The sequence below is a fragment of the Paraburkholderia sp. BR10936 genome, assembly GCF_040965735.1.
Classification (GTDB): domain Bacteria; phylum Pseudomonadota; class Gammaproteobacteria; order Burkholderiales; family Burkholderiaceae; genus Paraburkholderia; species Paraburkholderia nodosa_A.
Window position 1 is genome coordinate 345,460 of record NZ_JBFRCM010000005.1, and the last position, 24,580, is coordinate 370,039.

27 protein-coding genes and 1 pseudogene are annotated in these 24,580 nt (G+C 65.3%); 7 read left to right on the top strand and 21 right to left on the bottom strand.

The window, feature by feature from the left end:
- Positions 1–6: 6 nt before the first annotated feature.
- The 4 genes from AB4Y36_RS13815 to AB4Y36_RS13830 all read right to left on the bottom strand — a co-directional run bounded on the left by AB4Y36_RS13815 (position 7) and on the right by AB4Y36_RS13830 (position 3,796).
- Complete coding sequence (locus AB4Y36_RS13815; RefSeq protein ID WP_368683252.1) at positions 7–1,248, bottom strand: MFS transporter; 1,242 nt, start codon at positions 1,246–1,248, stop codon at positions 7–9.
- 206 nt (positions 1,249–1,454) lie between these two features.
- A complete protein-coding gene (locus AB4Y36_RS13820; protein WP_368683253.1) occupies positions 1,455–1,607 on the bottom strand; it encodes a twin-arginine translocation signal domain-containing protein in 153 nt (50 codons plus the stop codon).
- Positions 1,608–1,634: 27 nt separating this feature from the next.
- On the bottom strand, positions 1,635–2,819 hold the full coding sequence (locus AB4Y36_RS13825; RefSeq protein ID WP_368683254.1) for a chromate transporter: 1,185 nt from the start codon (positions 2,817–2,819) through the stop codon (positions 1,635–1,637).
- The gene (locus AB4Y36_RS13830) at positions 2,816–3,796 is read right to left on the bottom strand and encodes a chromate resistance protein ChrB domain-containing protein (RefSeq protein ID WP_368683255.1); all 981 of its coding nucleotides are present in this window, start codon (positions 3,794–3,796) and stop codon (positions 2,816–2,818) included. The genes AB4Y36_RS13825 and AB4Y36_RS13830 overlap by 4 nt, the downstream gene beginning before the upstream one ends.
- 189 nt (positions 3,797–3,985) lie before the next feature.
- Between AB4Y36_RS13830 and AB4Y36_RS13835 the strand changes: the two genes are divergently transcribed.
- Positions 3,986–4,180 carry a DUF2127 domain-containing protein gene (locus AB4Y36_RS13835; protein ID WP_368683256.1) on the top strand — a complete coding sequence of 65 codons (195 nt, stop codon included), beginning with the start codon at positions 3,986–3,988 and terminating at the stop codon, positions 4,178–4,180.
- Positions 4,181–4,353: 173 nt separating this feature from the next.
- The gene (locus tag AB4Y36_RS13840) at positions 4,354–4,770 is read left to right on the top strand and encodes a sulfocyanin-like copper-binding protein (protein ID WP_368683257.1); all 417 of its coding nucleotides are present in this window, start codon (positions 4,354–4,356) and stop codon (positions 4,768–4,770) included.
- A gap of 147 nt (positions 4,771–4,917) precedes the next feature.
- Here the strand turns inward: AB4Y36_RS13840 and AB4Y36_RS13845 are convergent.
- Positions 4,918–5,197: pseudogene (locus AB4Y36_RS13845) on the bottom strand (cytochrome b); the annotation flags it as partial.
- Between the two features lie 59 nt (positions 5,198–5,256).
- Between AB4Y36_RS13845 and AB4Y36_RS13850 the strand changes: the two are divergent.
- The 5 genes from AB4Y36_RS13850 to AB4Y36_RS13870 all read left to right on the top strand — a co-directional run bounded on the left by AB4Y36_RS13850 (position 5,257) and on the right by AB4Y36_RS13870 (position 7,967).
- A complete protein-coding gene (locus AB4Y36_RS13850) occupies positions 5,257–5,496 on the top strand; it encodes a hypothetical protein (protein ID WP_368683258.1) in 240 nt (79 codons plus the stop codon).
- Between the two features lie 57 nt (positions 5,497–5,553).
- On the top strand, positions 5,554–6,096 hold the full coding sequence (locus tag AB4Y36_RS13855; RefSeq protein ID WP_368683259.1) for a hypothetical protein: 543 nt from the start codon (positions 5,554–5,556) through the stop codon (positions 6,094–6,096).
- 64 nt (positions 6,097–6,160) lie between these two features.
- Complete coding sequence (locus AB4Y36_RS13860; RefSeq protein WP_368683260.1) at positions 6,161–6,682, top strand: hypothetical protein; 522 nt, start codon at positions 6,161–6,163, stop codon at positions 6,680–6,682.
- 689 nt (positions 6,683–7,371) lie between these two features.
- The gene (locus AB4Y36_RS13865) at positions 7,372–7,575 is read left to right on the top strand and encodes a cold-shock protein (protein ID WP_368619231.1); all 204 of its coding nucleotides are present in this window, start codon (positions 7,372–7,374) and stop codon (positions 7,573–7,575) included.
- Between the two features lie 56 nt (positions 7,576–7,631).
- A complete protein-coding gene (locus AB4Y36_RS13870) occupies positions 7,632–7,967 on the top strand; it encodes a LysR family transcriptional regulator (protein WP_368683261.1) in 336 nt (111 codons plus the stop codon).
- 975 nt (positions 7,968–8,942) lie between these two features.
- Here the strand turns inward: AB4Y36_RS13870 and AB4Y36_RS13875 are convergent.
- The 16 genes from AB4Y36_RS13875 to AB4Y36_RS13950 all read right to left on the bottom strand — a co-directional run bounded on the left by AB4Y36_RS13875 (position 8,943) and on the right by AB4Y36_RS13950 (position 24,580).
- A complete protein-coding gene (locus AB4Y36_RS13875; protein ID WP_368683262.1) occupies positions 8,943–9,395 on the bottom strand; it encodes a TIGR02594 family protein in 453 nt (150 codons plus the stop codon).
- Positions 9,396–9,594: 199 nt separating this feature from the next.
- Positions 9,595–10,386 (bottom strand): ABC transporter permease, encoded by a 792-nt coding sequence (locus AB4Y36_RS13880; RefSeq protein ID WP_368683263.1) that lies wholly within the window; start codon positions 10,384–10,386, stop codon positions 9,595–9,597.
- Positions 10,383–11,138: an ABC transporter ATP-binding protein gene (locus AB4Y36_RS13885; RefSeq protein ID WP_368683264.1), complete on the bottom strand. Its 756-nt coding sequence runs from the start codon at positions 11,136–11,138 to the stop codon at positions 10,383–10,385. Before AB4Y36_RS13885 ends, AB4Y36_RS13880 begins: the two co-directional genes overlap by 4 nt.
- Positions 11,135–12,430, bottom strand: a complete 1,296-nt coding sequence (locus AB4Y36_RS13890; protein ID WP_368683265.1) for an acyl-CoA thioesterase/bile acid-CoA:amino acid N-acyltransferase family protein — start codon at positions 12,428–12,430, stop codon at positions 11,135–11,137. Before AB4Y36_RS13890 ends, AB4Y36_RS13885 begins: the two co-directional genes overlap by 4 nt.
- The gene (locus tag AB4Y36_RS13895) at positions 12,427–13,515 is read right to left on the bottom strand and encodes an ABC transporter substrate-binding protein (RefSeq protein ID WP_368683266.1); all 1,089 of its coding nucleotides are present in this window, start codon (positions 13,513–13,515) and stop codon (positions 12,427–12,429) included. Before AB4Y36_RS13895 ends, AB4Y36_RS13890 begins: the two co-directional genes overlap by 4 nt.
- Positions 13,516–13,519: 4 nt before the next feature.
- The gene (locus tag AB4Y36_RS13900; RefSeq protein WP_368683267.1) at positions 13,520–15,085 is read right to left on the bottom strand and encodes an AMP-binding protein; all 1,566 of its coding nucleotides are present in this window, start codon (positions 15,083–15,085) and stop codon (positions 13,520–13,522) included.
- Positions 15,082–15,846 carry a VOC family protein gene (locus AB4Y36_RS13905; protein ID WP_368683268.1) on the bottom strand — a complete coding sequence of 255 codons (765 nt, stop codon included), beginning with the start codon at positions 15,844–15,846 and terminating at the stop codon, positions 15,082–15,084. The genes AB4Y36_RS13900 and AB4Y36_RS13905 overlap by 4 nt, the downstream gene beginning before the upstream one ends.
- Complete coding sequence (locus tag AB4Y36_RS13910) at positions 15,846–16,292, bottom strand: PaaI family thioesterase (protein ID WP_342919945.1); 447 nt, start codon at positions 16,290–16,292, stop codon at positions 15,846–15,848. The genes AB4Y36_RS13905 and AB4Y36_RS13910 overlap by 1 nt, the downstream gene beginning before the upstream one ends.
- A 21-nt stretch (positions 16,293–16,313) precedes the next feature.
- Positions 16,314–17,318: a zinc-binding dehydrogenase gene (locus tag AB4Y36_RS13915; RefSeq protein WP_368683354.1), complete on the bottom strand. Its 1,005-nt coding sequence runs from the start codon at positions 17,316–17,318 to the stop codon at positions 16,314–16,316.
- A 62-nt stretch (positions 17,319–17,380) separates the two neighbouring features.
- Complete coding sequence (locus AB4Y36_RS13920; RefSeq protein ID WP_368683269.1) at positions 17,381–18,379, bottom strand: ABC transporter substrate-binding protein; 999 nt, start codon at positions 18,377–18,379, stop codon at positions 17,381–17,383.
- 24 nt (positions 18,380–18,403) lie between these two features.
- Positions 18,404–18,973, bottom strand: coding sequence for an ABC transporter permease (locus AB4Y36_RS13925; protein WP_368683270.1), 570 nt, complete (start codon positions 18,971–18,973; stop codon positions 18,404–18,406).
- The gene (locus tag AB4Y36_RS13930; RefSeq protein ID WP_368683271.1) at positions 18,865–19,962 is read right to left on the bottom strand and encodes an ABC transporter ATP-binding protein; all 1,098 of its coding nucleotides are present in this window, start codon (positions 19,960–19,962) and stop codon (positions 18,865–18,867) included. The genes AB4Y36_RS13925 and AB4Y36_RS13930 overlap by 109 nt, the downstream gene beginning before the upstream one ends.
- On the bottom strand, positions 19,959–20,702 hold the full coding sequence (locus AB4Y36_RS13935; RefSeq protein WP_069264041.1) for a GntR family transcriptional regulator: 744 nt from the start codon (positions 20,700–20,702) through the stop codon (positions 19,959–19,961). The genes AB4Y36_RS13930 and AB4Y36_RS13935 overlap by 4 nt, the downstream gene beginning before the upstream one ends.
- Before the next feature lie 340 nt (positions 20,703–21,042).
- Positions 21,043–22,782: an ATP-binding cassette domain-containing protein gene (locus tag AB4Y36_RS13940; protein WP_368683272.1), complete on the bottom strand. Its 1,740-nt coding sequence runs from the start codon at positions 22,780–22,782 to the stop codon at positions 21,043–21,045.
- Positions 22,779–23,657, bottom strand: a complete 879-nt coding sequence (locus AB4Y36_RS13945; RefSeq protein WP_368683273.1) for an ABC transporter permease — start codon at positions 23,655–23,657, stop codon at positions 22,779–22,781. The genes AB4Y36_RS13940 and AB4Y36_RS13945 overlap by 4 nt, the downstream gene beginning before the upstream one ends.
- A complete protein-coding gene (locus tag AB4Y36_RS13950; protein WP_368683274.1) occupies positions 23,654–24,580 on the bottom strand; it encodes an ABC transporter permease in 927 nt (308 codons plus the stop codon). Before AB4Y36_RS13950 ends, AB4Y36_RS13945 begins: the two co-directional genes overlap by 4 nt.

Genomic DNA, 24,580 nt, shown 5'->3' on the forward strand with positions numbered 1-24,580 from the left:
CCCGTTTCACGATGAACCTCCGTCCGGCCTGATGTGCCGAAAAGCGGCGAGCACCGCGAGATCGTAGGCAATCTTGAGCGTGCCGCACGCCACGAGGGGCGCGCCGAGCCACCCCAGGCCCAACAGCGCCCCCGAGAGAGTTGGCGCGACGGCCGCCGCGAGGCTACGTGGCACTGCCGTAAAGCTCGCAGCGGCCGGACGTTCGGGCGGTGTCACGACGGCCATCACGTAGGCACTCCGGGTCGGCACATCGAGCTGCGAAAGCGCACTGCGCGCCAGCAACAGCGCGAGGGTCAATGGCAGCGTGGGCGTGAAGGCGGCAGCGATCAGGCACACGCTCGACGGAATGTGGGTGAATACCATCGTGTTGAGCAGGCCGATCCTTCGGGCAATCGGAGCAGCTGCCAGTTGCGAACCGGCGCTCAGCAACCCGGACCAAAAAAAGAACTGCCCTGCGGCGGCGAGAGACACGCCAAAGCGCTGGATAAGCCACAGCGTCAGCAGGGAATTCACGAGCAGGCCCCCGGCAAACGCGTCGACGCTGAACAGCAACGCGAGACGTGAAACGATACCGCGCGACGGGCCGAGAGGCGTCCGGACTGCCGCCACGTGGGCCTCGCGCTTTGGCAGCCGGAGGTACAGCAGGAAGACGACGATGCCCGTTATCGCATAGCCAATGAACATCGCGCGCATGGCGAAGAGCGCGGAAACGCCAGCATGCGCAGCAAGCCAGTCCGGGAGCCCCGCGAGCAGAGCGCCGAGTGCCGCCGAAAGGCCGCCCACGAGGCTGTAGCGCGCGAAGAGCACAGTTCGGGCGTCGCCCTTCGCTGCTTCTGCGAGGCGCGCGTGCTCAAGCGGCAGGAAAAGGCTGACGTCACCCGAACTCGGGTTGAGCGTGCCGACAAACGCCACCACGAGCAGCGGCCAGAATGACGACAGGAAACCAAACGCAAGACCGGTTGCCGCCATCAGGGCTGCAGCGAAGAGCAGCAGTGCACGCTGCGGGTAACGGCTACCCAGCAGGCCGACAACAATCGTCGCCGCGGCCGAGCCGAGCAGTGTGGCGCTGCCGATCAGGCCTACCGTGAGTTTCCCGAAACCAAGCGACAGAAGATAGGCGGGCAGCAGCACCGCGACAAAGCCGTCGCAGATTCCGCGCAGACTCCGCGCGGCGAGCAGCAGCCACGCGCTTCGGTCCACGCCCGCAGGCGGGAGCAGGATCGACAATGCCGCCCTGGCTGGAGTCATCGCAATACCCTGATTTTCATCGTGTGCAGGATGTGGCTGGACAGCTGATAGGCGGGTTCCCTGAATGGATCACCAGCCCGAAGCCGCCGGTCTCGCGTGCCCTGACGAGCCCTTCCTCTGCCCTGTTCGCTGCTGCGGCGGCCGGCTTGTGATGGAAGTTGTAAGGGGGTTCCGCCGTGCGGGCATCAATGACCGCTTCGAGCGCATTAGAGGCAAACGGCCGTGGGGAGCGCATTGACGAGCCTGTCGAAATGGCCCGGCACGCTGGTCGCGTGGACCATCCGCGCCTGGGCCAGCATCATCCCTGCACCGGCAGCGCCAGAATCGTGCAAAAAGGTACGTCGCGATTTCATGTGCATTCCTCGCAGGTTTCCCGCGCGCGGTGGTCACCGGGCGTGCAGATGGAGAAGCGGATAGAGGACGAGGCCAATCAGGGCGGCAGCGACGACGATTACGGGCTCAGGCAGCTTCCTGAAGCGCCACAGCAGCAGCATGCCTGCGATCGCAATCAGCGCGGTTGGCCAGTCGATGACCGAACGTCTGGCAATGATGACGACCGAACCGGTAATTGCCCCCACGGCCGCAGCGGTAATGCCATCGACAAACGCCTTCACGGCAGGCAGCCGCCCGTATTTCTTGAAGTACGGTGCGGGCAGCACGGTGAACAGGTAGCACGGCAAAAACGTGCCGAGTGCAGCGACGCAGGCACCCGCCAACCCTGCAACCAGATAGCCGATGAAACCTACCGTGATGACAACCGGCCCTGGCGTGATCATCGCGACAGCCACTGCATCGACGAACTGTCTGTCGTTGAGCCAGTGGTGCTCGGTCACCACGCCACCGTAGAGAAACGGCACGATCGCGAGACCCGAACCAAACACGAACGCGCCCGCCTTTGTGAAGAAAAGACCAATCTGGCCGAGTAGCGGGAGATCCAGTCCGCTGAAGACGCCAGCAAGCGCGGGTGACTGGGTCACGGCTAATGCGTTGAACCCGCCTTTACCCAACCATCGAGGCGGTGACCGGCGCAGCCAGTTGACGACGCCGCCCGCGATGAAGAGCCACGCGATTTCGGATTCCGTGGCGACCGTTACCACCGCGAGGGTCAGGTAGATGACCCAGAGCAGCCGGTCTGCGCCGAGCGTCTTTGTTGTCAGCTTGTACGCGCTCATCGCGATGATGCCGACTACCGCCGCGCCTACGCCATAGAAAACCGCCTGCATCCACGACAGCCCGCCGTAATGCGCGTAGGCCCAGCCTAGCGCGACGACCATCAGGAACGAAGGCAGCACGAAGGCGAGTCCCGCGACCGTCGCTCCCAAAAGGCGGTAGTGCACGAAACCGAGGTAGATGCCAAGCTGCGCGGCAAGCGGGCCGGGCATCATCTGCGCCAGCGCCAGGCCTTCGCGATAGTCCTCCTCCGCAATCCAGCCGCGGTGCTCGACCAGATCGCGGCGCATGTAGCCGACGAGCGCAACCGGTCCGCCAAAGCCAACCGTACCGAGCTTCAGCATATAGAGCGCCATCTGTCCGAGCGTGTAGCCTGGCACGTGTGCGGTCGTTGTGCTCATGGGCGTCGTCCTGAATCGCCACCTTTTTCGCTCGCCGCGAAGTGCGTGTACATCGAATCGAGCACTGGACTCATGGCATCGAGCAATTCATCGTCGCCGGCCGAGCGCTCCCGAGTACCGGCCATGACCGCTTCGAACCCGATGGCTTCCGGCACGCTTGCGCCGCCTACGTCGAGCGTGTGAACCATGGCGCCGAGGCGCACGAGTGCCGGGTCCCTGTCGAGGCCGAAGCTCGCCAGCAGCACTTCGAATGTGACGCGCTCTCCCACATGGGTAAAGACGGCGCCATCGAAATCGAAGCCGAGTGCCTCCGCCGGGCAGACGTCCGGCGATGGCAGCCAGATGAAGCGCGCGTCGCAGTCGATGAAACGGCGAATCAGCCATGCGCTCGCCACACGGTCGACCCACATGCGCCTGCGGGTCGCCCAGGTCCGCCCCTGATAGTCCTCAACGGAGAGCGAGCGGATTGGGCTGTCTGCCGCGTGTGGCTCGCCGGGCGAGAGCACCGTGTCGACGTGTGCCACAAAATCCTGCCAGGCGGCCTCGGCGCGCGTTGCCGCCTCGCCCGGAAAGAAGTCGATGGCGACGATGATCTCGTAGTCCTTGCGCAAGCGCCGCATCACCTTCGTCAGTTCGGTGGCGGACTGGCCCGAGACTGTCTTCCGGGCATCGTCGAGCGTGCGGATGAGGCCGTCGTACTCGTCAGCGCGATCAAACAGCGCGCGGAATTCGGCCTCCTGCGACGCGTCAAGACTAGGCGCGCGCAGCAGGTGGGCTGTGCCGCCGCTTTCGCCAATCGCGACCGAAAGCGCGCGCAGCACGCCCTCGCGCGCTTCCGTATAAGGCAAGAGATAGATGCCGTCGCGCAGAACGGCGCAGCCCTTTGCCTTGAGTGCGCGCCAGAAGCGCATACGTGCCGTCGCATTCCCGGTGGGCAATGTCAGTACAAGGACCGACCAGGTCGATAATGATTTCATGTAGATTATGCTACTTCCATGTAGCGTTATCTACAAGTTAATTTCCTATCGACCAACAGCCCGTTTCAACCGACGAATACCTGGCCGGACGCCGCGTTCTTCTGCGCAATTTCGGTCCAGCGTCAAAGACCAGAAGAGCAGTCACTGCCTGGGCGTGGATGGCCGGACGCGATCCCTGGCATCCCGTCCATGATCGCTGTGTTGCTGGCACGTTCCCTGATTGTCTTCGCGCTGTTCATTGCCTACCAGGCCTACCGCTTCACGTACACCCATTCGGTCTGGTTACTGCTGGTAACGGCATTGGACGTCGTCGTCATCGCCCTCACATGGCACGAGTACAGGTGTCTTCGAGACAACCGCAAGATCACCGTCCCGGGTTCGTGATTGGGGCCGGCCTGGAATAGGCCTGCCACCGTCCACGTTTACTGCACATATCGCGCGCCGCAGTGAGCATTCATGCCCTCGCAGAGGAAGGGGCATTTGCGCACTCAAAATATCGCGCTCGGCACTCGCTCGACGCGAGGCACGCACGATATGTCGGTGCAAAGGAGGCGACCATGTGTGCCACTTGCAGATCCACTATCCTCGCCGGTGTGATCACGCTCGGGATGACATCGCATGCAAGCTGGGCGGAGCAAACCGTCAACGCGACATTGCTATCGAACTCGATCCAGCTCGGGACGCACAACGTGAGCGCGGGCCGCATCACACTTGAAGTCAGGAATGCTGCGGACAACAACATGGAACACGAACTCGTGGTACTCAAGACAGATCTCCCGGACGATGCACTCCCCGTCAGTAAGGGAGAGGTGCTTGAGCGCCGGCTGAACAAGATTGGCGAAGTCGAAGGTATCGCCCCGGGCAAGAGCAAGCGCGTTTCATTCAGACTTGCGCCGGGCCACTACGCGCTGATCTGCAACAAGCCGGGACACTACGCAGCGGGAATGCATACGGAGCTTGTCGTGACACCGTAGGTTGATGCCAACGTCCAGAGCGGCCCAGATCGCGCAGTTCGACTGTAGTTGGCGGAAAGAGCAGCAAAGGTGCTGCTCGAACACGAGCGCCCAAGACGCTTCGACTGTCCTGTGGTGCCACGCAGGGTATGGCAACGAGCGTGACCGGCCGTAGTTGATCGCGATGTGAGCCGCCTTGAACACGACCTTCAGCAAGGGATCAGGCCCGGTGATGCGCGGCAGCGGAATCAAGCCCAGATAGAGAGCCGGCACGTTGGCCGCCAGGCTGTAGAGATAGCCAGGGGAGAGCGAGCATCAGCACGTGGAGCAGCAGGGACATAGCATGCGCCGCGATGCGCTGCCAGGCGCAGGTGCCGGCAGGTAGCGGGGGAGCCGCATGGCTCGCGCGCCAGAGCATGCGCACTATGGCGGGCGCGAACACGGTCAGCACATGCAGTGCGCGGGTATCGGCGTGCCGAACGGGAAGCCGGCTGAGGCATACATGCAATGCCGAAAACGGTGGTGCAGAAAATCGTTCGCGGCGACCTTGGCCACACCGAGTGCCCCGATCCGGACGCGGAATATTTCGAAGTCAACTTACGTTTTTATAGCGGAGCCGAAATGCAGTTGCGATCTCATCAGGTTCTCGAGGAGAAACGTCATGATAGATATCATGCTGCGCTCGTGCTCGCCGCCACCACGCTTGGCATTGCTCCGCTGAACAGCCGTGCCCACGAGACACGGTGAATCCATCGTCTTTCGCTCGCGACAGGCAATTTGCGCGACAGCCGAAAGGGAGGCCACATGTCACTCATTGTCGCAGCACGCTTTACGACATTCCCCGCAGCTGAAGACGCGGCACAACGGGTCATTACTGCCGGTTTCGTCGAGGAGGACGTCACACTGTTTTTCGTCAATCCGTCCGGCCAGCACGGATTCGAAATCATCAGCGACGCTAACGCGACGGGGGCGCCGGAGGGTGCCGAGGTAGGCGTCACGATTGGCGCAGTGGTTGGCGCCCTGATCGGCGTCGGTATCTTTGCAGTGTTTTCGCCGCCGCTTATCGTTTCGCTGATCGCGACTGGGGTGAGCGCGTATGTCGGCTCATTGGTCGGCGCGATGGTGCGCACGCGTGAAGCCAGCAACGAAGAAACCCGTGAATCCGGCGTGCTGGTGGCCGTACACGTGGCGCCGGACAGCCAGTTGGACGCCGCACGGGTGCTGCGCGATGCGGGTGGCGCGGCGATCGAACGCGCGACCGGCCGCTGGCAACAAGGGCGGTGGGCCGACTTCGATCCGCTCAAGCAGCCTGTGCCGCTCAACGAATTCGCTGTGAATCACGCCTGATTTAAAGGAGTTCTTCGCTGAGATTTTCTCCGAGTCAATCAGGAGACAAATTGTGCAACTTCACATGGATTCCCATCATTTCACCCACGGCCAGCTCGACTGGCGGGCCGCCGTGCTGGCAGGCGTCATCGCCGGCACTGTGTTCCTGGTGTTAGGGGTCGTCCTGATGGCACTGACGACTGGCGGCAGTCTGCTGGAGCCCCCACGCATGGTCGCCGCGATCATTCTGGGACGAGGCGCATTGCAATCGCCGCAAGCATTCACGCTTGGCATCGTGCTCGTGGCCTTTGTCGTGCATTTTGCCCTTGCGATCGTATTCACGCTTGTCCTTGGTCTGATCATGACGTCATTCAACCTCGACTCAAGCATGGGGATGGCTTCACTGGCGGGTTGCGCATTCGCTGTAGCCGTATACCTGATTAATTTCTACGGCATGACACGGCTTTTTCCGTGGTTCGCGGAATCGCGCAACCTGGCGAGCGTGATCGTTCACATCGTCTTCGGTGTCGTGGCAGCGAACCTGTACATGAGACTGGTACGGAACACATCGCGCAGGACCAAGGCGGTCATGGGCGGGCCGTCGTAGTCCGGTGCCGTGCTGATCGACGATCTGGCTCTGGAATCCGGCGTGCAACGCAAACGGAGCGAAGCCCTACCGACACACTGGGCCAGTTTCCGCCCTCGCGGTGCTGCCCGATGGCCGGCTTGCCTCCGGGTCGACGGACCACACGATCAGGCGGTGGAACCCAGCCAATGGCGCGCCAGATCCCGGCGCTTGCCACGCTGTCCGACGGGCGGCGAAGCTCGCTGCGACCGTTTCCAGGAATTGGTGCTCGGTCCGCGTGTATTGTTTCCTCAGTGGTTGCCTGGAAATGGCCGCTCAAGAATTGAAAGCCGCCGCCTACGGCTCTGCAGGTCGGAAGGCAACAGGATCGACTACGGACGTTCCGGGTGGCGAACGGATGAACAACCGGCATCCGGCGATGAACTTCCGGTGCGTGGCGCATCAGCCGCTCCATAAATTACAGCCAAAATTCGAACCGACGTACGGCCCACCAAAAGACCTTCCCCGCGCCATACGAGATAAAGCGGATTGTGTCCACGCACCCGTCTCGACGGGCAAAAGACAGCAGGTACGGATCGTGCGCACCGTCTCACTGCAGCTGCCCGTAGCCGTCCGTAGATGCTTCGGCGACGGGACAACTGTGCTGGCTGGACGTTTGGCGCAGGCCAGTGGCATCAACTAGCACCCATCTTCCAAGGAACATCCAGAGTATGGCAACCGGTACTGTCAAGTGGTTTAACGATGCAAAGGGGTTTGGGTTTATCACCCCAGACGACGGCGGCGATGACTTGTTCGCGCACTTCTCCGAGGTTCAGGGCTCTGGCTTCAAGAGCCTTCAGGAAGGCCAGAAGGTGAGCTTTGAAGTCAAGCAGGGCCCAAAGGGAAAACAGGCAGCGAACATCAAACCCGGGTAATTTTTTCGGGCCGCGAACGCGTCCTCCCAGGGCAGCATGGCGGCGGGAGCAGGTTTGTGGAACTTACCTGGCTGGAAGATTTCGTCGTTGTAGGAAAGCTTTGCAGTTTTTCAAAGGCTGCAGAGGTGCGTCATGCAACGCCGACAGCTGTGTGTCGCAGGGTGAAGGCCCTGGAGGCGTGGTATGGCGCCCCCTTGGTTGATCGGGCTACGTATCCCATCACACTGACCGCCGCCGGTATCAGCCTTCTCGATGTGGGCGAAAGATTGCTGTCTGATCTGTACCATTTTCGTCGGGAAGCGCGAGCCTCGATCAACGAGACCGAGTTAAGCATTAAGCACCGGTCGTCCCCAGTCGTGAGAAGGATAGACGGCGAACCACCGGTTCGCTAACCCAGCATGCTCCCAATGTCGCGATCACGTCCAGAGTGGCCAGTCGCTCTCGCACCGACAAAGGACTGCGATGGGTCCGAACTCGGTCGCGTTTGGATCGAACCTTTCCGCTCCCGATGAGGAGCTTTACCATGCGCATGTGCGTTGGCGTGGGGTGGGCAACTACGGACATCCCGCCTTGCACTGGGACGGACATTTGTGCGTCCGCTCCGCATAACGGTCTGCCTTGTGCCGATAAACTGGGGCGTAGGCGTTGATTGCCGCTATCCGGTAGTTCAAGGGGGAAGAAGTTAGAACCTCCACTGCTACGACCGGGGTTTTCGCTGCTATCCGCCGAACCCAACGACGATCTCTTCGGAAATTGGCCTATACCACGGCCAGTCTTCAGAGCCTTTGGTCCGGGGTAGCGGCAGGTTTTGGCATCACATTGAGAACGTCGGCCGGCGTGTCATCGTCGCTGAGAAAACTCGGCGAAAAAGACGGTCTTCCACCGTTGCCGACCGTGGAGCTCTGTCTGCACGCCGGACGTCGCGACACTCCACCGGCCCTGGCGGAACTGAATCGGGTCGTGATTGAGAATGCGACTGCAAAGTTCATGAGCCGCGAAATCTACTGGTTGCCCACAAGAAACGTGAACCGATTTCCGGTAGTATCGCGCGTGAACCCCTTATCTGCCGTGACTCGCTATCTAGTCGAGCGAAAACATCGAGAGCTGATGATCTCTGGAATTTCGCGCGCGAACGTCTCATCCCGACGCGGTGACGGACAGCCACAATTGATGCACGGCAGCGCTTGTGTGTCGTCCACGGTCACTGGCCGGTGCCAGAGATCGGCAAGCGAAGTTGGATAGCAATCGCTCTGCCACTTCGGGCTCTTGACGGGCAATACATCCGCCCGCGGCGGTCGGCAACAGCCGACCCACAAGGCACACAGGCATCGACCCAAAGCGGTTTTTCGTCGACGAGCATGGAACCATCAGGAAGGCTCTGGCCACCTATAGCCGAGCACCGAGGCAACCGGATAAGCTAGCTCGCGAACCTCATCCAACTGGTTTCCACCGAGGAGATAAATGAACGCTTCGTCGTGGCGAATGTAGAAGCCTACATGTCCCTTCCAGCTTGTCGGATCGTCGCGCATCAACACAGCCACGCAGCCGTAGACCGGGCCATCAAGGGCGACGCCCCAATCAAGCCAGGACCGAGCCAAGGCTGATCGCGTCCCGCGAACTCCTGCACCTGCCAAGCACCAGTTAATAAATGAGGAACACCAGGAGATCTTGTCGTCGTAGCCAACGAGGTTTGTCTGGTTGTTATATTCGACTATCCGTGGATTGGTTTCGCCGACCGGATAACGTCTGACGCCACATTCGGCAAGCGCCAACGGCATCCAGACAGGTTCGGCGGAATTGTCTCTGATTTCCATCGTCATTCGCGTTGGACGGATTCTTGCGTTGTCCCGGAGATTGTCACCGATTCGAACCACTTGGTCGACCCTCCCTTCCTGGCCCGATTAGCGCCTGCCCCGTGGCTTGTATCCGCGCCCAGGAATCTCCCCCGGCAAAAGCCTTGCTTATCTGCAGCGCTCATATACGTCCCCGTGACGAACCCGCGCTTTGCGTCGTCGATGACTACTCAGCCGCGCCGCCGTCACTGCGTTCCCAGAACACCACACGACGCTGGACGGCGCGCACGCATTGCGCACCGCTCACCCCTATCACGGCCAGCAGCACGACGCCCGCGAACATCGTCGCGACGCTCATGTTCACTGAGGCCGAACTGATCAGATAGCCGAGCCCGCGCTGCGAGGAAAGAAACTCGCCCACCACCGCACCGATCAGCGCGAGCGACACGCCGATCTGCAGGCCGCTGAAAATATCCGGCGCGGCGCAAGGAAGCTTCACATGAAAGAACAAAAAGGTACGCGACGCCGAAAACGCGCGGCAGGCATCGAGCAGATCGGGATCGGCGCGTTTCAGGCCATTCACGGTATTCACGAACAGCGGAAAAAAGCAGACCAGCACGACGAGGACCACTTTTGAGGCACTGCCGTAACCGCACCAGACCAGTATGATCGGCCCGAGCGCAACCTTCGGCATGGCCTGCAAACCAGCCAGCAGCGGGAACACGAAGCGCTCGAACACGCGCGATTCCGCCAGCACCGCGCCGGTCACGACGGCGAGCACGCTGCCGATTGCATAGCCGAGCAGGGTCTCGCCCAGCGTCGCGCTGATGTGCGGCCAGAGCGTGCCGTCCGCGAAGCCCGTAGCGAGCGCCTTCCAGACTTCTGCTGGCGCGGGCAGTACATAGTCGGGGATCGACCAGCCCACCACGATGGCCTGCCAGCAGGCCACGGCCGCCGCAAGGCTCGCGAGCGGGTAGAACACAGCGGGCAACCCGCCGCGGGTTCGTAGAGCCTTCATTGGAAATGCCTCCGCAAATACGCGCACGCCTCGACGAATGCCGCCGAACTGAGCGTATCCCCATCGCGCGGGCGCGCGAGCGGCACCGCCAGTTCGTCGACGATACGCCCCGGCCGCGCCGACATGACGAGCACGCGGTCAGCCAGAAAAACCGCTTCTGGAATACTGTGCGTGATGAACAGCACCGACTTGCGCTGCGCGAGCCAGATACGCTGCAACTCCAGCGTGAGCCGCTCGCGGGTGAGCGCGTCGAGCGCGGCAAACGGTTCGTCCATCAGCAGCAGTTCGGGGTCGTGCAGCAGCATGCGGGCAATGCCCACGCGCTGCTGCATGCCGCCCGAAAGCTCGGCCGGATAGTTGTGCGCGAAAGCATCGAGGCCGACGAGCTTCAGCAGCTCCGCCGCCCTTCCCCGCGCGCTCTCGATCGGCAAACCCAGTGTGCGCGCGGGCAACAGCACGTTGTCGAGCACATTGCGCCACGGCAGCAGGTTCGGCTTCTGGAACGCCACGCCCACCTGGCGGCCCGGCTTCGCCAGCGGCGCGCCGCCCACGCTCGCACGCCCTGACGTCGGCGCGATCAGGGCGGCCGCCACTTTCAGCAGCGTGGACTTGCCACAGCCGGAAGGCCCCAGCAGCGCGACGAACTCGCCCTCCGCTATACGCAGGTCGACATCGAGCAGCGCGTCGATGGCGCCCGTGCGCGTGCGGTAGCGGACCGAGACGCCCTCGGCCTGAAAGGCGCTGGCCGTCATCGCGTGCGCCTCGCGGCGTCGAGAAACTGCAATACGCTCGACCACGATGCCTCGTTTGCGCGGGCATTCGCCGCCGGCGTGCCGCCCGCCGTGATCGGCACGCCCGCAACCGGGTGAACGCGCGCGATCTGCGTGGTCGGCGTATGCGGGAACAGGATCGAATGGCCCGCGCCTTCGTAGCGCAAATGCTCGACAGGGTGCGCGAAGCCGCGTGCGCGCAGGTCCGCGGTAATCGTGTCGGCGTAGCGCGACGATGGCCAGAAGCCGTCGTCGGTGCCCGAAATGAGCAGGATGGGCCCCGCAATGCGCTCCACGGGAATCCGCGCACGCGCCACGGCCGCGGCGTCGCGTAGCGTGGATTCGAAGGCCGGCGCCTGGCGCACCGGTGCGCCAGGCGCGGGAGGATGCCGGAATGCGGACCAGTCCGCTTGCGCGTTGTTTTCCCAGACGTGCGCGAGCGGCCGCCCATCGAGCGTCCACGCCACTGCATCCGGCGGCTCGCCCGGCGCGCCCGCGCGCAGCGTGCCGTGCAGCACGGCGCTGGGCACATAGCCGATCACGGCCGAGACTCGCTCAGGCCACGTTGCCGCCAGCAGCAAGGCCAGTTCGCCGCCGCGCGACTGTCCCGCCACGGCCACGAAGCGGTTCTCGGGCCGCACGCTTGCGCGCAGCCAGTCGAGCGCGGACGCGAAGTATTCGAGCGGCGTGCGCGAGATCGCGCTGGGCAAACCCGGCGCGTTGAAATAGCCGAGTGCGAGCGCGGCGTACCCGTGGGCGGCATAGAGCGCCGCACGCGGCTCGTTGATACCGCCGCCCGACCCGTTCAGCACGACCACTGCCGGATGCGGCCCAGGCGTTGCCGGCGTGAACAGCGTGCCCACCACGCCCGCCTCGCGAATTTCGCGGCGCGTGACGCCTTCGGCCAGATACTGCTGCACGAAGTCCGCCGTGGCGTTCGCGCCTGCCGTGTCACGCGCCTCGAGCCGGATCGTCAGGGGCTCGATGCTTTCGGGCCGCATCGGCTGGCTCACGCACTGCATCGACCAGACGATGCCCATCGGCTGCACGCCGCTGCCCGCGTAGTCGCCCGACACCGGCGCGGCCTGGCTCACGTCGACGCGGCCATTGCCGTCGGCCGCGAAGCGGTTCGTACTGACCCACTCGCTGCCATCGGGCATGGCGAGCCGCGCGGTCAACTCCACCTGCGCATGCGTGCCGAAGCCCGCGAGCACGATGCGCCGGGCCACGTCGATCCGCGCGACGCGCGGCGTCACCTCGATGCGCGCGCTCATGGCAGTTGCCGGGCGCGTTCGCGCAGCGCGGCCTCGTCGAAGTGGCTGAAGGCGGCCACGAACTGGTTCGTGAACAGTTGATCGAGCGGCACGTTGCCCTGCGCAAACTCGCCCACATGCTGCATCTGCGCGAGGTTCGCGCGCACGGCCGGCAGGTCGTACGCACCGGGCTGGCGCGGCTTGCCGTCGGCGGTGCGCAGCACGCGGTCGAGCCGGCGTTTGAGCAGTTCTTCGGCCACGCGCAGGTTCTGCGCTTCGTCGCCCTGCGGCTTCGATTCGGGATGCTCCTCCCAGAACGCCTTCACGCAGAACGCGGGATTCGCGTCGCAGACGATCTGCGCTTCTGTGTAGGCGCGGCCAAAACGCTCGATCAGGTCCGGCCGCTCGGCGAACGTATCGCGATGGGCGATGAAACCGTTGCCCGCCGTCGCGTCGAACACGGCCGGGTAGCGGATGCGCCGGATCGGCGTGCCCGAGAGTTCGAGCATGTCGTCCCAACTGCTGTTGAAGTTCAGCGCGTCCACAGCGCCCGTCTTCAGCGCGTGAAATCCCGCGCCGAGCGAACCGACGGCAACGTAGTCGACATTCTTGCCCGGCTCGAGCCCCGCCTCGCGCAGCGCCGCGCGGCCGCCCGGAATCGTGCCCCACGTGAGCGCGCCGACACCGATCTTCTTGTCCTTGAGGTCGGCGAGCATCTTTACCGGCGAACTGGCGAGCACCGCGAATTCCATCGTGTTCGCGGGCACGCCGTTGTAGAAGTAGCGCACCGGCGGGGGCGTGCCGCCGTTCAGGTAGCTCGACAGCAACGGCTCGGCAGTCGGGTAGCCGAACGTGACGCGCTTGCTTGCCACCTGCGGAATGAGCGCGCCCGCGCCCTGGAACACGACGAGCTTCACGTCGAGCCCTTCGTTCCTGAAGAGGCCGAGCTTGTCGGCGGCCGCGTAGGGCGCGCCATCGTGGACGGCGGCGGGAATCGCGAGTCCAACGGTGACGGTGTCGAGCGCGTGCGCGTCGCTCGCGGCGAGCGCGAGCAGCGACGTGCCGGCAACGGAAAGCCAGGCGGCAACAATACGTCGTGTTTTCATGAGGTCACTGTTCCGTGTGAGGGGCCGTCACGGCGGCGAGGCGGCGTGCCGCCTCGGCCTTGAGCGCGGCGCGGTCGATCTTGTTCGTCGAGGCAACCGGCACGGTTTCCACGAACCACACCCGGCGCGGATGCTGGAACGCCGGGGCCTGCTCCAGCGCGTGGCGCTTGAGGGTCTCCTCGTCCGCGTGCGCACCGGCCTTGAGCACGACGAACGCCACGGGCTTTTCGCCCTTGATCGCGTCGGGCACCGGCACCACGCAAGCCTGTGCAACGGCGGGATGGCGTTCCAGCACGCGCTCGACTTCGCCCGGGTAGATGTTCTCGCCACCGCAGACGAACATGTCGTCACGGCGGCCGACGAAGGTATAGAAGCCCTGAGCGTCGCGCTGGAAGACATCGCCCGTGCGGTAGTAACCGTCGGACGTGAGCGGCGCGCGCAGCTCGGGGCGGTTGTGGTAGCCGTTCATCAGCGCGGGGCTGCGCAACAACAACTCGCCGTGGTCGGACTCCGCCCCGGTTTCGTCGACGAGCCGCAACGCCACCAGCGGGTGCGCCGCGCCGACCGAGAGCGGCGGCGTACGCAAGCCCTGCGGATGTGGGCCGAACACCACCGGGCCGCCTTCTGTCGTGCCGTATGCGTTGATGACGCGTGCGTTCGGCAGCAGCGCGCGTATCTGCTGCTGGAGCGCGGCGCTCACGGGCGCGGAACCCATCCGCACATAGCGCACCGAGGAAAGATCGCTTTGCGCCAGCAGTTCGCGTTCTTGCAGCATCATCGCGATCATGGGGGGCACCGCCGTGAGCCACGTGCAACGCCAGCCTGCAATGGCGCGGATGTAGTGCTTCGCGTCGAACTGCGGCAGCATCACCGTCGTCGCACGCGCGGACAGCGCGAGAAACGCCAGCGCGAGCGCGTTCATGTGAAAGAGCGGCGCGGCGATCAGCACGCGCTCGCCCGCGAGCGGTTGCGATTGCAGCCGCGTGCGCACGACCCAAAGATGGCTTCGATGCGAAAGCACCACGCCCTTCGGCCGCCCCGTCGAACCCGAGGTGTAGAGAATGAGCGCGGCCTCGTCAGCTTGCGGGACGAAGACGTCGAAACGCGTTGGGCGCTCGCTCGCGACGAACGACGAAAACAGCGCGGCGTTGTCCGGCAGGCTCGCCGCCGGAGTCGTTGACCGCGCATCGAACACGATGGCTTCGAGGCCGGGCGGAACATCGGCCACACGCTTTGCGTCGCAGAACACGAGCCGCGCACCGCTGTCCGCGATCACATCGGCAATGAGCCCGCGCGGAAAACGAAAGTTGACCGGCACGGCGACGAGACCCGCCCGCATGATGCCCAGCACCGTCGCCACGTAACGCGCCGAGTTCGCGGCCAGCACCGCTACACGTTCGCCGCGCCGGTAGCGCGCAGCGAGCGCTGCGGCAACGGTGGCCGCCAGCGCACCCAGTTCGCCATAGGTGGAATGCACCGGCACCCCTGCCTCGTCGAGTTCGATGAGCGCAAGCTCGCCGGGATCGGCGGCGTGATCGATCAGGTCGCCCAGATTCAGCGGCTCGCTCATGGCACGAACTCCAGCAAGGTATCGAAGCCCGGCAGCGCCACGACGCCGCGCGCCGCCTCGACGACGAACGGAAACTGTGCTTTCGTTGCAAGCTCACCGATTGCGCGCCATTGCGGCGAACGGATCGTGATCGCGCCGTAACGTGCCGCGCCAGAGGGGACGTGCGCGGCCAGCGCGCCGAAATACGCGTCGAACGCCACCCGGCTGTGAAAGACGAGGTCGAAACCGGGCGCAGGATCGCCAAGCCGCCTATAGCCTTCCCTTTCCACGTCGACGAGATGGAGCGCCGATAGCGCGTAGCTCCCGTTCGCATGGCTGCGCCACGCCTCGCGGAACACGAACTCGGGCGTCAGGTGCTGGCAAAAATATATGCGGCCACCCGGCAACTGACCCGGCGCGAGGCGCACGGTCACGAAGCGCGCGTCGCCCAGGCCTTCCACCGGCCGCGAGAAACGCTGCGGCGGCGTCGCCTCGAAACCGGCAGCGCACAGATCGTCGAACGTGCGCTGCGGATCGTCGGTACGATAGACGAGCCCGTCCGCACCGAGCGCGCTGGCCGCAATCTCCGGGCGCGTGGCCGAGCCGTCGGCGGGCAGGCCGATCAGCTCGAGATAGTGGCCGTCGAACACGATCGCGTGATTGATCGAGCCGAGCGTGTGGTAGCCGCGCGGCGTCAACGTGAAGCCCAGCGCGCGAAACAGCGCTTCGGCCGCATCGGTATCGAAGCGCGTGTTGATGACGAGGTGGTCGAGTGTCAGCATCACAGGCGGGCCGGCTGCGCGGCTGCAGTCGAGTAAGCGCCCCGGCCGCTCGCGACGAGCTTGCCGTCCGCGTCGAACACCTGCGCTTCGGCCGTTGCGACCTGCGAACCGTAGCGGATCACCTTGCCCTTCACGCGCAAATCGCCGGGCAGCGCCGCACGGTGATAATCGACGCGCAAGTCGATGGTCGGCACGCCGCGCCCCGTCTTCGAGACGAGCGCCCAGTCGGCGGCAAGATCGACCAGCGCCGCGAGAATGCCGCCATGCGTGTAGCGCTTTTCGGGGTTCACGACCCATTCCTCGCGCCATTGCGCGGTCAGATCGATCTCGCCTTCGGCCACGGCCACCACCTTCAGCCCGAGCCATTCGTGATAAGGACCGCGGCGCAGACGCGCCTCCACTTCCGCCGCGTCAGGCAACGCGGGCGTGCTTGCTTCCAGACTCATCTTTGCTCTCCCATGCCTCGGTTACGGATTGACGACGACCTTGCCCAGCACCTCGCGATCGCGAATCAGCCGCAACCCCTCGGCGGCCTGTACGAGCGGCAACACGCGGTCGATGGCGGGGGTGAGTTCGCCGCGTGCAATCTGGTCGAGCAGCGCGCGCAGGTTGTCGTCGTAGAAACTGTTCGAGCCGATCACCTTCAACTCGAAGCTCCAGATGTAGCGCAGGTCTTCCTTCGGGTCGTGGCCCGCCGTCGCGCCGCACACGAGCACCGTACCGCCGCGCTTGACGCACTTGAGCGAGGGCACCCATGTGTCGCCGCCCGTGAAGTTCACGAGCACGTCCACGCCGCCTTCCTGGCTGCGCCGTTGCGGCTTGCCGTACTGCCCGATCGCCCACTTCGAGAAGTCGGTCGTGCGATAGTTGACGACATGGTCGGCCCCGAGCGCCTTCAGTTGCGCCGCTTTCTCGTCGCTGCCCGCGCAGGCTATTACCTCCGCGCCAAGCTGTTTCGCGAGCAGCAGTGAAGCCGTGCCCACGCCGCCGCTCGCGCCGAGAATCAGCACGCGGTCGCCCGCCTTCACCGTCTGGTGCGTGATGAGCATGCGGTGCGCTGTGCCGTAGGCGACCGGCAGCGCCGAGGCCGCCTCGAAGCTCACCGCATCGGGCAGCGCAATGAGTTGCTCCGCCGCCACCGCGCAATACTCGGCCATGCCGCCGTCGAGCATCTCGCCCATCAGGCCTTTTTCACGGTTCAGCGGATTGACGAGCACGCGGTCGCCCACCTTCCAGCCGTCAACACCAACGCCCAGCGCGACGATCTCGCCCGCCATGTCGAGGCCGATCACAACGGGCAGCGGCACCTTGATGCCCGGCATGCCTTTCACGGTGAACACGTCGTGATAGTTGAAGGACGAGGCGCGCACGCGAATCACCACGCCGCCGGCCGCTGCCTGGGGCACCGGTTTGTCGCTCACCACCTGGAGCTGGTCCAGATCGCCGTGTTCGCGCAGCACCAGCGCTTTCATCGTGGACGGGAGGGAAACTGCCATGTATCGAACTCCGAATGAATTCAGGTAAAGGTGAAGGTTCAGTGAATGGATCGCGATGCGGCGTAAGGCGCGCTATCGAACAGGCCCGCGGGCAACTCGCCCTCGATCACGCCGCCATCCACGAAAATCTTGTGTTCGCGCTGCAAGGTCGCGATGTCCGAAGGCTCGAATGTCACGCGGTTGATCTCCGCCCAGCGCGCCGCGTAGGCGTCCGCATCGGCGGCCGGCAGGTTGGCGCTCTTTTGAAGGATCGCCGAGACCTCGTTGTGATGCGTTGCGCCCCATTGCAGCGCATCGCGCAAGCCCGCGATGAGCTTCGCCGCGTCGCCGGGATGCTGCGTGAGCCAGTCGGCGCGCACGGTACTCACGCCGATATACGGCACGGCGTCGCTCTTGGTGAGCTTCTTCCACTCGTCGCCGAACGAGCCGAGCTGGCGCACTTTCAGGTCCTTCAACTGTGCGACCGTGATCGTGCGCAGCGCGGCGGCATCGACCTGCTTCTGCACGAGAAACTGCGCGAGGCGCCCTTCGTTGCCCGGCACGATGGAGAAGTCCGCGCTGCGAATGCCGTAGTTCCCTTGCAGCACGGCCGTCGCGATCGAGGCCACCGAGCTGCCCGGCGGCGACATGCCGACCTTCCTGCCGCGCAGGTCCGCCAGCGCGTGGATCGGCGAGTCGTCGGGCGCAACGAACGCCACGTCGGCAGGCTGGGTCGCGAGCACGATGCGCAGCGGCGCGCCCTGGGCGGCCGAGCTGAACACGGCGGCGGCGGGCGCGGCGAATGCGAAGTCGATGGCGTTCGCGGCCAGCGCCCGGTTCGGCGCGTTCACGTCGGCGAAATGCACGAACTGCACGTCGAGTCCGCGCTGTTGCAGGAACGGCTTTGCTTCGAGCACTGCGCCGAAGCCGAGACTCACGCCGCTCGTCCAGTAGCCGATTCGCACCGGTTCGGCATGCGCTGTCTGCACCGCGCCCACCGTGGCCGCGGCAACCAGGGCCGCCCTGACGGCCCGATTAAGAGTCCTGATCGTTTGCATCATCTATCCCCGTTGGCTGTGGATTCAGGCCGCGCGTTTCCAGCGAAACAGGCGCCTTTCGAGTGGTTTCAGAATGCCGGCTTCGAGCAGCAGCATGAGCACGACGAGCGTGACGGTCCAGGCGAACACCTGGTCGGTCTGCACGAGGTCCGCGGCCTGACGCAGCCGGTAGCCGATGCCGTTGGACGAACCGATCGTCTCGGCCACGAGCGACACGCGCCAGCCGAAACCGAATGCGAGCCTCGCGCCGGCGAAGAAATGCGGCAGGATGGTCGGCAGATAAATCTTGCGCATGATCTGCGCGGGCGAAAAATGGAAGCTGCGCGCGAGTTCGACGTGCTGCGCCTCGACCGTCAAGGCGCCTTGCCAGACGTTGGTGAGGATCAGCGGCATGGCGGTCATGAAGACCACGAACACGGTCGTCGCGTTCGAGATGCCGAACCAGATGATCGCGAACACGGCCCAGATGGCCGACGAAACCGTGTTCACGATGGAGAGCAGCGGCTCGAAAAAACGCGCCGCACGCGGGCTGGCGCCGAGCGCAACGCCAAGCGGCGCGCCAACGACGGCCGCGAGCGCGAAGCCTGCCAGCACGCGGTACAGCGTGGCGCCCAGATCGCTGAAGAACGAAGGCGAGCGCACCAGCGCGACGAGCGCCAGCGCCACCCTCTGCGGGCCCGGCATGACGAAGGCGGGCATGTGCCGCGCGGCCAGCGACCAGACGGCCAGTAGCAACACCACGAGCGCCGCGCGCTGCGCCGCGACGGAAACAAAGGAGCGGGACAGCACCGTGGACATCGGGAAACCGTTACGTTGTGTGCGAAGCATTTGCATAGGGTACATACCAGCAGGCGCAAGCGGCGGATCGCCTCTGCCACATCGGCATCCGTCGCGCTGCGGGGGCGTGGCAGGCTTACGTTCACGATCTCGCGCACGCGGCCGGGTCGCGGCGCCAGCACGATCACGCGGTCGGCGAGCACGATCGCCTCTTCCACGTCGTGCGTGACGAACAGGATCGTGGTGGGGCGCAGCGTTTTCAGGCGCAGCACTTCGCTGTGCATCTGTGCGCGAGTCTGTGGGTCGAGCTTTGAGAACGGCTCATCCATGAGCAGGATGCCCGGTTGCCCGACGAGGCTGCGCGCCAGCGCCGCGCGGCTGCGCATGCCGCCCGAAAGCTGATGCGGATGGTGTTCCGCGAATGCGGCAAGCCCGACAGTTTCAAGCGTCGTGGCCGCGCGTTCGCGCCGCTCGCGCGCCGACAGGCGTGGCCGCATGGCTTCGAGGGCGAACTCGATGTTCGCCCGCACGGAGCGCCACGGCAGCAGGCGGTCCTCCTGGAACATGTAGGCGAGCGAGCGCCGCTTGTCGCGCCCTGCCGCGCGCTCGCCATGCAGCCAGAGCTCCCCCGCGTCGGGCGCCGCGAGCCCGGCGACGATATTGAGCAGCGTGCTCTTGCCGCAGCCGGACGCGCCGAGCAGCGCCACGACCTCGCTCTCCCCGACTTCGAAGCCGATGTCGTCCAGCACCTTTAGCATGCCGAAATGCTTGCCGATGCCGCGCACCGAAATGGCCGCCGCGCTCATCGCCGCAGCTCCGCCACCGTGAACACCGGCAGCGAAGCTCCGGAGCTGGAAAGACTCGCGTAGACCTTTTCCATGGTCATGTCGCGGAAGGTCTCGATATGGCGCCGCGCGATGGTTTCCGCACGCCGCTCGTCGTTCTTCTCGAACGCATCGATCATGGCATTGTGATCGTGGCGGATTTCCGGCTTGGTGCCCTGCACGCCAAAGCCAAGCGCAACGAGGCGCGACATCTCGTCCATCAGGTTGGCGAGCGTATGGTGCAGGCGCACGTTGCCGCTGGCCTGCGCAATCGCCAGATGGAATTCCCGGTTCGCGTCCAGAAAGACGTCGATCTGATCCGACAGCTCGCGCTCCGGATACGGCACGCGGCACGCGGCTTCCAGCCGCCGCAACAGCGCGACGTCGACGCGCCCGCACGCAAGGCGCGCGGCAAGCGGCTCCAGTTGCACGCGTAGGGCAAACACTTCCTCCACGTCGCGCAGCGTGATGGGCGCGACACGGTACCCCTGCCGCGGCATCGCGCGGATGAAGCCTTCGTGGACGAGCCGCACGAGCGCGACGCGGCAACTGCTCTTGCCGAGCCCGTAATGCTCCATCAACTGGCTTTCGGTGAGTGTCGCGCCGGGCATGAAGCGGCACGACAGCACATCGCGGCGTATACGCCCGTAGGCGTCCTCGCCGCGCAATGCGGGCGAGCCGCCCGCGTCCTGCTGTCTGCCTGCTTCGCCGGTTTCGTTCATCTCACACGCGCCTTTCGTGAGCTGCTCACAGATCGTTCTTGAGACATGCATGTGAGCATCGTAGTCGCCCCCTTACGCTTTGATAACGAATAAAACTAACGAATCTTGTATGCGATGCAGATATCGTGGGCGGCTCAGAAAGGGGTATCTGACCCGGCGACGAAGCGGATCGAGGCGGAACGGGCGTGATATCAGGCGCGGGGGCTGGGACAGGAAAGGGGCGCCTGGGCCGAAATGGGCAGCTTTCGCGGCCAGCCAAGGTGGCAAGGTGGCTTGCGTGTGACAGTCAGGCGAAAGCCGCGGCAGCAGTTTGTGCCGCGCCGCTTTCGCCTTCGGGACGTTATGCCGCCCGGCGTTGCGTCTGCAAGGTGGGCGCTGAACGCAGCAGCAGTTTCGTGTAGTCGGCCTGGGGCGCCGAAAACACCTCGGCTGTCGCGCCGGTCTCGACCGCGCGGCCGTCCTTGAGCACCAGCACGCGATCGCTCACGTGCTGAACGACGTCGAGGTCGTGCGAGATGAACAGCAGCGCGGTACCAAGCCGCGCCTGCAACTCGCCGAGCAGGTCGAGCACCTGCGCCTGCACATAGACGTCGAGCGCGGAAACGGGCTCGTCGCAAACTATCAATGCGGGTTCCGAAGCAATCGCACGAGCAATGGCAATGCGCTGACGCTGGCCACCCGAGAGCGACAGGGGCAGGCGATCCAGATAACTGGCGTCGAGCCCCACCTGCTCCAGCAGCGTGACGCTGCGCTTCAGCACGGTACGCCGCTCGAGACGCTGCGCGTGCAGGCCGTCGGCGAGCAAGCGGCCCACGTTGTGACGCGGGTCGAACGCGCTCAGCGGGTCCTGCGGGATATAGCGCAGGAGCGGTCGCCGCTGGCTGCGCTGCGTTTCGCTCACGCCCGCGCCGTTCCAGCGCTGGCCAAGAAACTCGACCGAGCCGCTCGTCGGCGCGAGCAGACCCAGCACGATGTTCGCGGAGGTGCTTTTGCCCGACCCCGATTCGCCGACAATGCCGAGCACTTCGCCCTCTCTCACCTCGAACGAGACGTCGTCGAGGGCAACGAACGCGTTCGCGTCGTGCGCCGGGGCGACCTTTCCGCCCGCATACCGCTTGCCGATGCCTTGCGCGCGCAGGACGACGCTGCCCACCGCACGCTCACGCACGGGCAGCGGCTCGCGCACGACGGCGCTCCCGTCTTCCTCGACGAAACGCGCGGAACTGAGGTGGTAACCGCGCGAGTGCGCGTCCGGCTGCGCCGCGAGCAACTGGCGCGTATAGGGGTGCGAAGGATGTTCGAGCACGTCGCGCGTCGCGCCGCTGTCCACGACGTCGCCTCGATGCATCACGATCACGCGATCGGCAATGCCCGCGACCACGCCAAGATCGTGGCTGATGAGCAGCACGCCCACGCCCGCGCGCAGACGCGCCTCCAGCACCGCGAGTACCTGCGACTGCACGGTCACGTCGAGCGCCGTGGTCGGTTCGTCGGCGATGACGAGCGCGGGAGATGCGGCGATCGCCGAGGCGATCAGGGCGCGCTGGCGCAGGCCGCCCGAAAGCTCGTGCGCATACTGTGCGGCACGGCGCTCGGGTTCAGGAATGCCCACGTCGCGCATCACCGCATGCACGGCCGCCGCGCGTTGCGCGCGCGATTGCCGCTTCGCGTGGCGTGCGAGCGTCTCGCCGATCTCCCGGCCCACCGTGCGCAGCGGATCGAGCGAAACCAGCGCGTCCTGCATCACGAGCCCCGCGAAGCCGCCGCGCACCGCGCGCCAGTCGCGCTCGCGAAACTCGAGCGCCGCGCGGCCGTCGATCTCGAAGCGCTGCGCGTCGATGCGCGCATGCGTGCCCGCGAGGCCGATCAGGCTGCGCGCAGTGAGGCTCTTGCCCGACCCCGATTCGCCGACGAGCGCGACGCATTCGCCCGCGTGTATCGTCAGATCGACGCCACGCACGAGCGGGCCGCCGCCGTTGACATCCGCGAACCCGATCGACAGGCCCCTTACGTCTACGAGCGTGCGGCCTGTCAAACGCGCGGACGCGGGCGTGGCGGCGGAAGTCAAAATCTCGCTCATCGGGTACGAGCTCCATAGATACGCGACAGGTGCTTGCCGATCGTCGTGAACGCGATCACCGTCAGCGTGATCGCCAGGCCCGGAAACACGCTCGGCCACCACGCGACGCGCAGAACGTCGCGCCCTTCGGCGAGCATCACGCCCCACTCCGGCGTCGGTGGCTGCGGGCCGAGCCCGAGAAAGCTGAGTCCCGAAACCGCGATGATGGCGCTGCCGATGTCGATCGTCGCGATCACGGGCACCACTGCCAGCACATTCGGCAGCACGTGGCGCCAGAACACCTCGCGGCGCGACAGGCCGAAGATCACGGCCTGCGTCACGTAGTCGGCGCGGCGCACGACGAGCGTCTGCGCGCGCAGCACGCGCCCAAATTTAGGAATGCTCGCGATACCGACCGCCACGGCGATATTGACGATGCCCTGGCCGAGAAACGAGACCACGAACAGCGAGAGCAGCACGGGAGGAAACGCCGAAAGCACGTCGAACACGCGCGACGCCGACTCGTCGACGAGCCGCCGTCCAAGACCCGCGCACAGACCGATCACGAGTCCAATCACGAGGCTCACGAGCATGCTCGCGAGGCCGATGAGCAGCGAGTAGCGTGCGCCATAGACCACGCGCGCCAGCACGTCGCGGCCGATGCGGTCGGTGCCGAGCCAGTGCGCCGCGTCGGGCGGCTGCATGGCGTGCGCGACGTCGCTCAGCAACGGGTCATAAGGCGTGATCGCAGTGGGCAGCGTAATGGCGAACGCGAGCAGGGCCAGGAACGCCGCCGCGAGCAGCACGGAAGGCGGCACGCGCGTGAGCCGCGGCAGCCCTGCCTTCGCGCGCGGGCGGCTGGAAGCTTGCTCGGAAGAAACGGAAATATCGCTCATTGGCTGCGCAACCTCGGGTCGATGAACAGATAGGCGATGTCGAGCACGGTCGAGATCACCACATGCACGAAGGCGGCCAGCAGCACGACCGCCAGCACCACGGGCACATCCTGCGACGTCACAGCGTCGAGCGTGATGCTGCCGAGGCCCGGCCGCCCGAACAGCTTCTCGGTGATGACGGCGCCGCCGAGCAGACCACCGATCAGCCATCCGCCGAGCGTCACGACCGGCAGCAACGCATGGCGCAGCAGATGGCCCACGCGCAGCCGGGCTTCGGAAACGCCGCGTGAACGCACAGTGGTCACGAATGGCCGCTCGAAGGCGGCATCGAGCGCTTCGCGCATGACCTGCGAGAGCATGCCTGCGGTGGGCAGCGCGAGCGTGATGGCCGGCAGCACGAGCGAGCGCCACCCTGCCGCGCCGGAGACCGGAAACAGCCGCCAGTGGAACGAGAACACGATGAGCAGCAACAACCCGCCCCAGAACACCGGCGTGGACGTGAACACGAGTTCCGCCGCCGAGGCGAAGCGCGTGGCCCATGCGCCGCGCGCGGCCGCGCCCGAGGTGGCCGTGGCCACGCCGAGTGCGAGGAGCACGGCCAGCACGGCCGCCGCCGACGCGAGCTGGACGGTTGGCCATAACTGGCTGAAGAGCACCGCGCTCACCGGCTGCTGCAGCGCGAACGAGGTGCCGAGATCGCCGCGGGCGAGTCTCAGCACGAACTGACCGTACTGCCAGAGCAGGCTGTGGTCGAGTCCCCATTGCGCGGCGATCGCCTCACGCAAGCCAGGGTACGAGAGATCCCCCGCGAGGATGTCCTCGATGCGGCCGGGCAGCGCGTGTATCGTCACGAATGCGGCGCTGGCGGCCAGCCAGAGCACCAGCAGGCCTGTCAGGAGCCGGGTCACCACTTTGCGCACCAT

Bases quoted from the DNA above. Each gene is read 5' to 3' on its own strand.
- AB4Y36_RS13815 (WP_368683252.1), bottom strand. From the start codon at position 1,248: ATGACTCCAGCCAGGGCGGCATTGTCGATCCTGCTCCCGCCTGCGGGC.
- AB4Y36_RS13820 (WP_368683253.1), bottom strand. From the start codon at position 1,607: ATGCACATGAAATCGCGACGTACCTTTTTGCACGATTCTGGCGCTGCC.
- AB4Y36_RS13825 (WP_368683254.1), bottom strand. From the start codon at position 2,819: ATGAGCACAACGACCGCACACGTGCCAGGCTACACGCTCGGACAGATG.
- AB4Y36_RS13830 (WP_368683255.1), bottom strand. From the start codon at position 3,796: ATGAAATCATTATCGACCTGGTCGGTCCTTGTACTGACATTGCCCACC.
- AB4Y36_RS13835 (WP_368683256.1), top strand. From the start codon at position 3,986: ATGATCGCTGTGTTGCTGGCACGTTCCCTGATTGTCTTCGCGCTGTTC.
- AB4Y36_RS13840 (WP_368683257.1), top strand. From the start codon at position 4,354: ATGTGTGCCACTTGCAGATCCACTATCCTCGCCGGTGTGATCACGCTC.
- AB4Y36_RS13850 (WP_368683258.1), top strand. From the start codon at position 5,257: ATGCCGAAAACGGTGGTGCAGAAAATCGTTCGCGGCGACCTTGGCCAC.
- AB4Y36_RS13855 (WP_368683259.1), top strand. From the start codon at position 5,554: ATGTCACTCATTGTCGCAGCACGCTTTACGACATTCCCCGCAGCTGAA.
- AB4Y36_RS13860 (WP_368683260.1), top strand. From the start codon at position 6,161: ATGGATTCCCATCATTTCACCCACGGCCAGCTCGACTGGCGGGCCGCC.
- AB4Y36_RS13865 (WP_368619231.1), top strand. From the start codon at position 7,372: ATGGCAACCGGTACTGTCAAGTGGTTTAACGATGCAAAGGGGTTTGGG.
- AB4Y36_RS13875 (WP_368683262.1), bottom strand. From the start codon at position 9,395: ATGACGATGGAAATCAGAGACAATTCCGCCGAACCTGTCTGGATGCCG.
- AB4Y36_RS13880 (WP_368683263.1), bottom strand. From the start codon at position 10,386: ATGAAGGCTCTACGAACCCGCGGCGGGTTGCCCGCTGTGTTCTACCCG.
- AB4Y36_RS13885 (WP_368683264.1), bottom strand. From the start codon at position 11,138: ATGACGGCCAGCGCCTTTCAGGCCGAGGGCGTCTCGGTCCGCTACCGC.
- AB4Y36_RS13890 (WP_368683265.1), bottom strand. From the start codon at position 12,430: ATGAGCGCGCGCATCGAGGTGACGCCGCGCGTCGCGCGGATCGACGTG.
- AB4Y36_RS13895 (WP_368683266.1), bottom strand. From the start codon at position 13,515: ATGAAAACACGACGTATTGTTGCCGCCTGGCTTTCCGTTGCCGGCACG.
- AB4Y36_RS13900 (WP_368683267.1), bottom strand. From the start codon at position 15,085: ATGAGCGAGCCGCTGAATCTGGGCGACCTGATCGATCACGCCGCCGAT.
- AB4Y36_RS13905 (WP_368683268.1), bottom strand. From the start codon at position 15,846: ATGCTGACACTCGACCACCTCGTCATCAACACGCGCTTCGATACCGAT.
- AB4Y36_RS13910 (WP_342919945.1), bottom strand. From the start codon at position 16,292: ATGAGTCTGGAAGCAAGCACGCCCGCGTTGCCTGACGCGGCGGAAGTG.
- AB4Y36_RS13915 (WP_368683354.1), bottom strand. From the start codon at position 17,318: ATGAAAGCGCTGGTGCTGCGCGAACACGGCGATCTGGACCAGCTCCAG.
- AB4Y36_RS13920 (WP_368683269.1), bottom strand. From the start codon at position 18,379: ATGCAAACGATCAGGACTCTTAATCGGGCCGTCAGGGCGGCCCTGGTT.
- AB4Y36_RS13930 (WP_368683271.1), bottom strand. From the start codon at position 19,962: ATGAGCGCGGCGGCCATTTCGGTGCGCGGCATCGGCAAGCATTTCGGC.
- AB4Y36_RS13935 (WP_069264041.1), bottom strand. From the start codon at position 20,702: ATGAACGAAACCGGCGAAGCAGGCAGACAGCAGGACGCGGGCGGCTCG.
- AB4Y36_RS13940 (WP_368683272.1), bottom strand. From the start codon at position 22,782: ATGAGCGAGATTTTGACTTCCGCCGCCACGCCCGCGTCCGCGCGTTTG.
- AB4Y36_RS13945 (WP_368683273.1), bottom strand. From the start codon at position 23,657: ATGAGCGATATTTCCGTTTCTTCCGAGCAAGCTTCCAGCCGCCCGCGC.
- AB4Y36_RS13950 (WP_368683274.1), bottom strand. From the start codon at position 24,580: ATGGTGCGCAAAGTGGTGACCCGGCTCCTGACAGGCCTGCTGGTGCTC.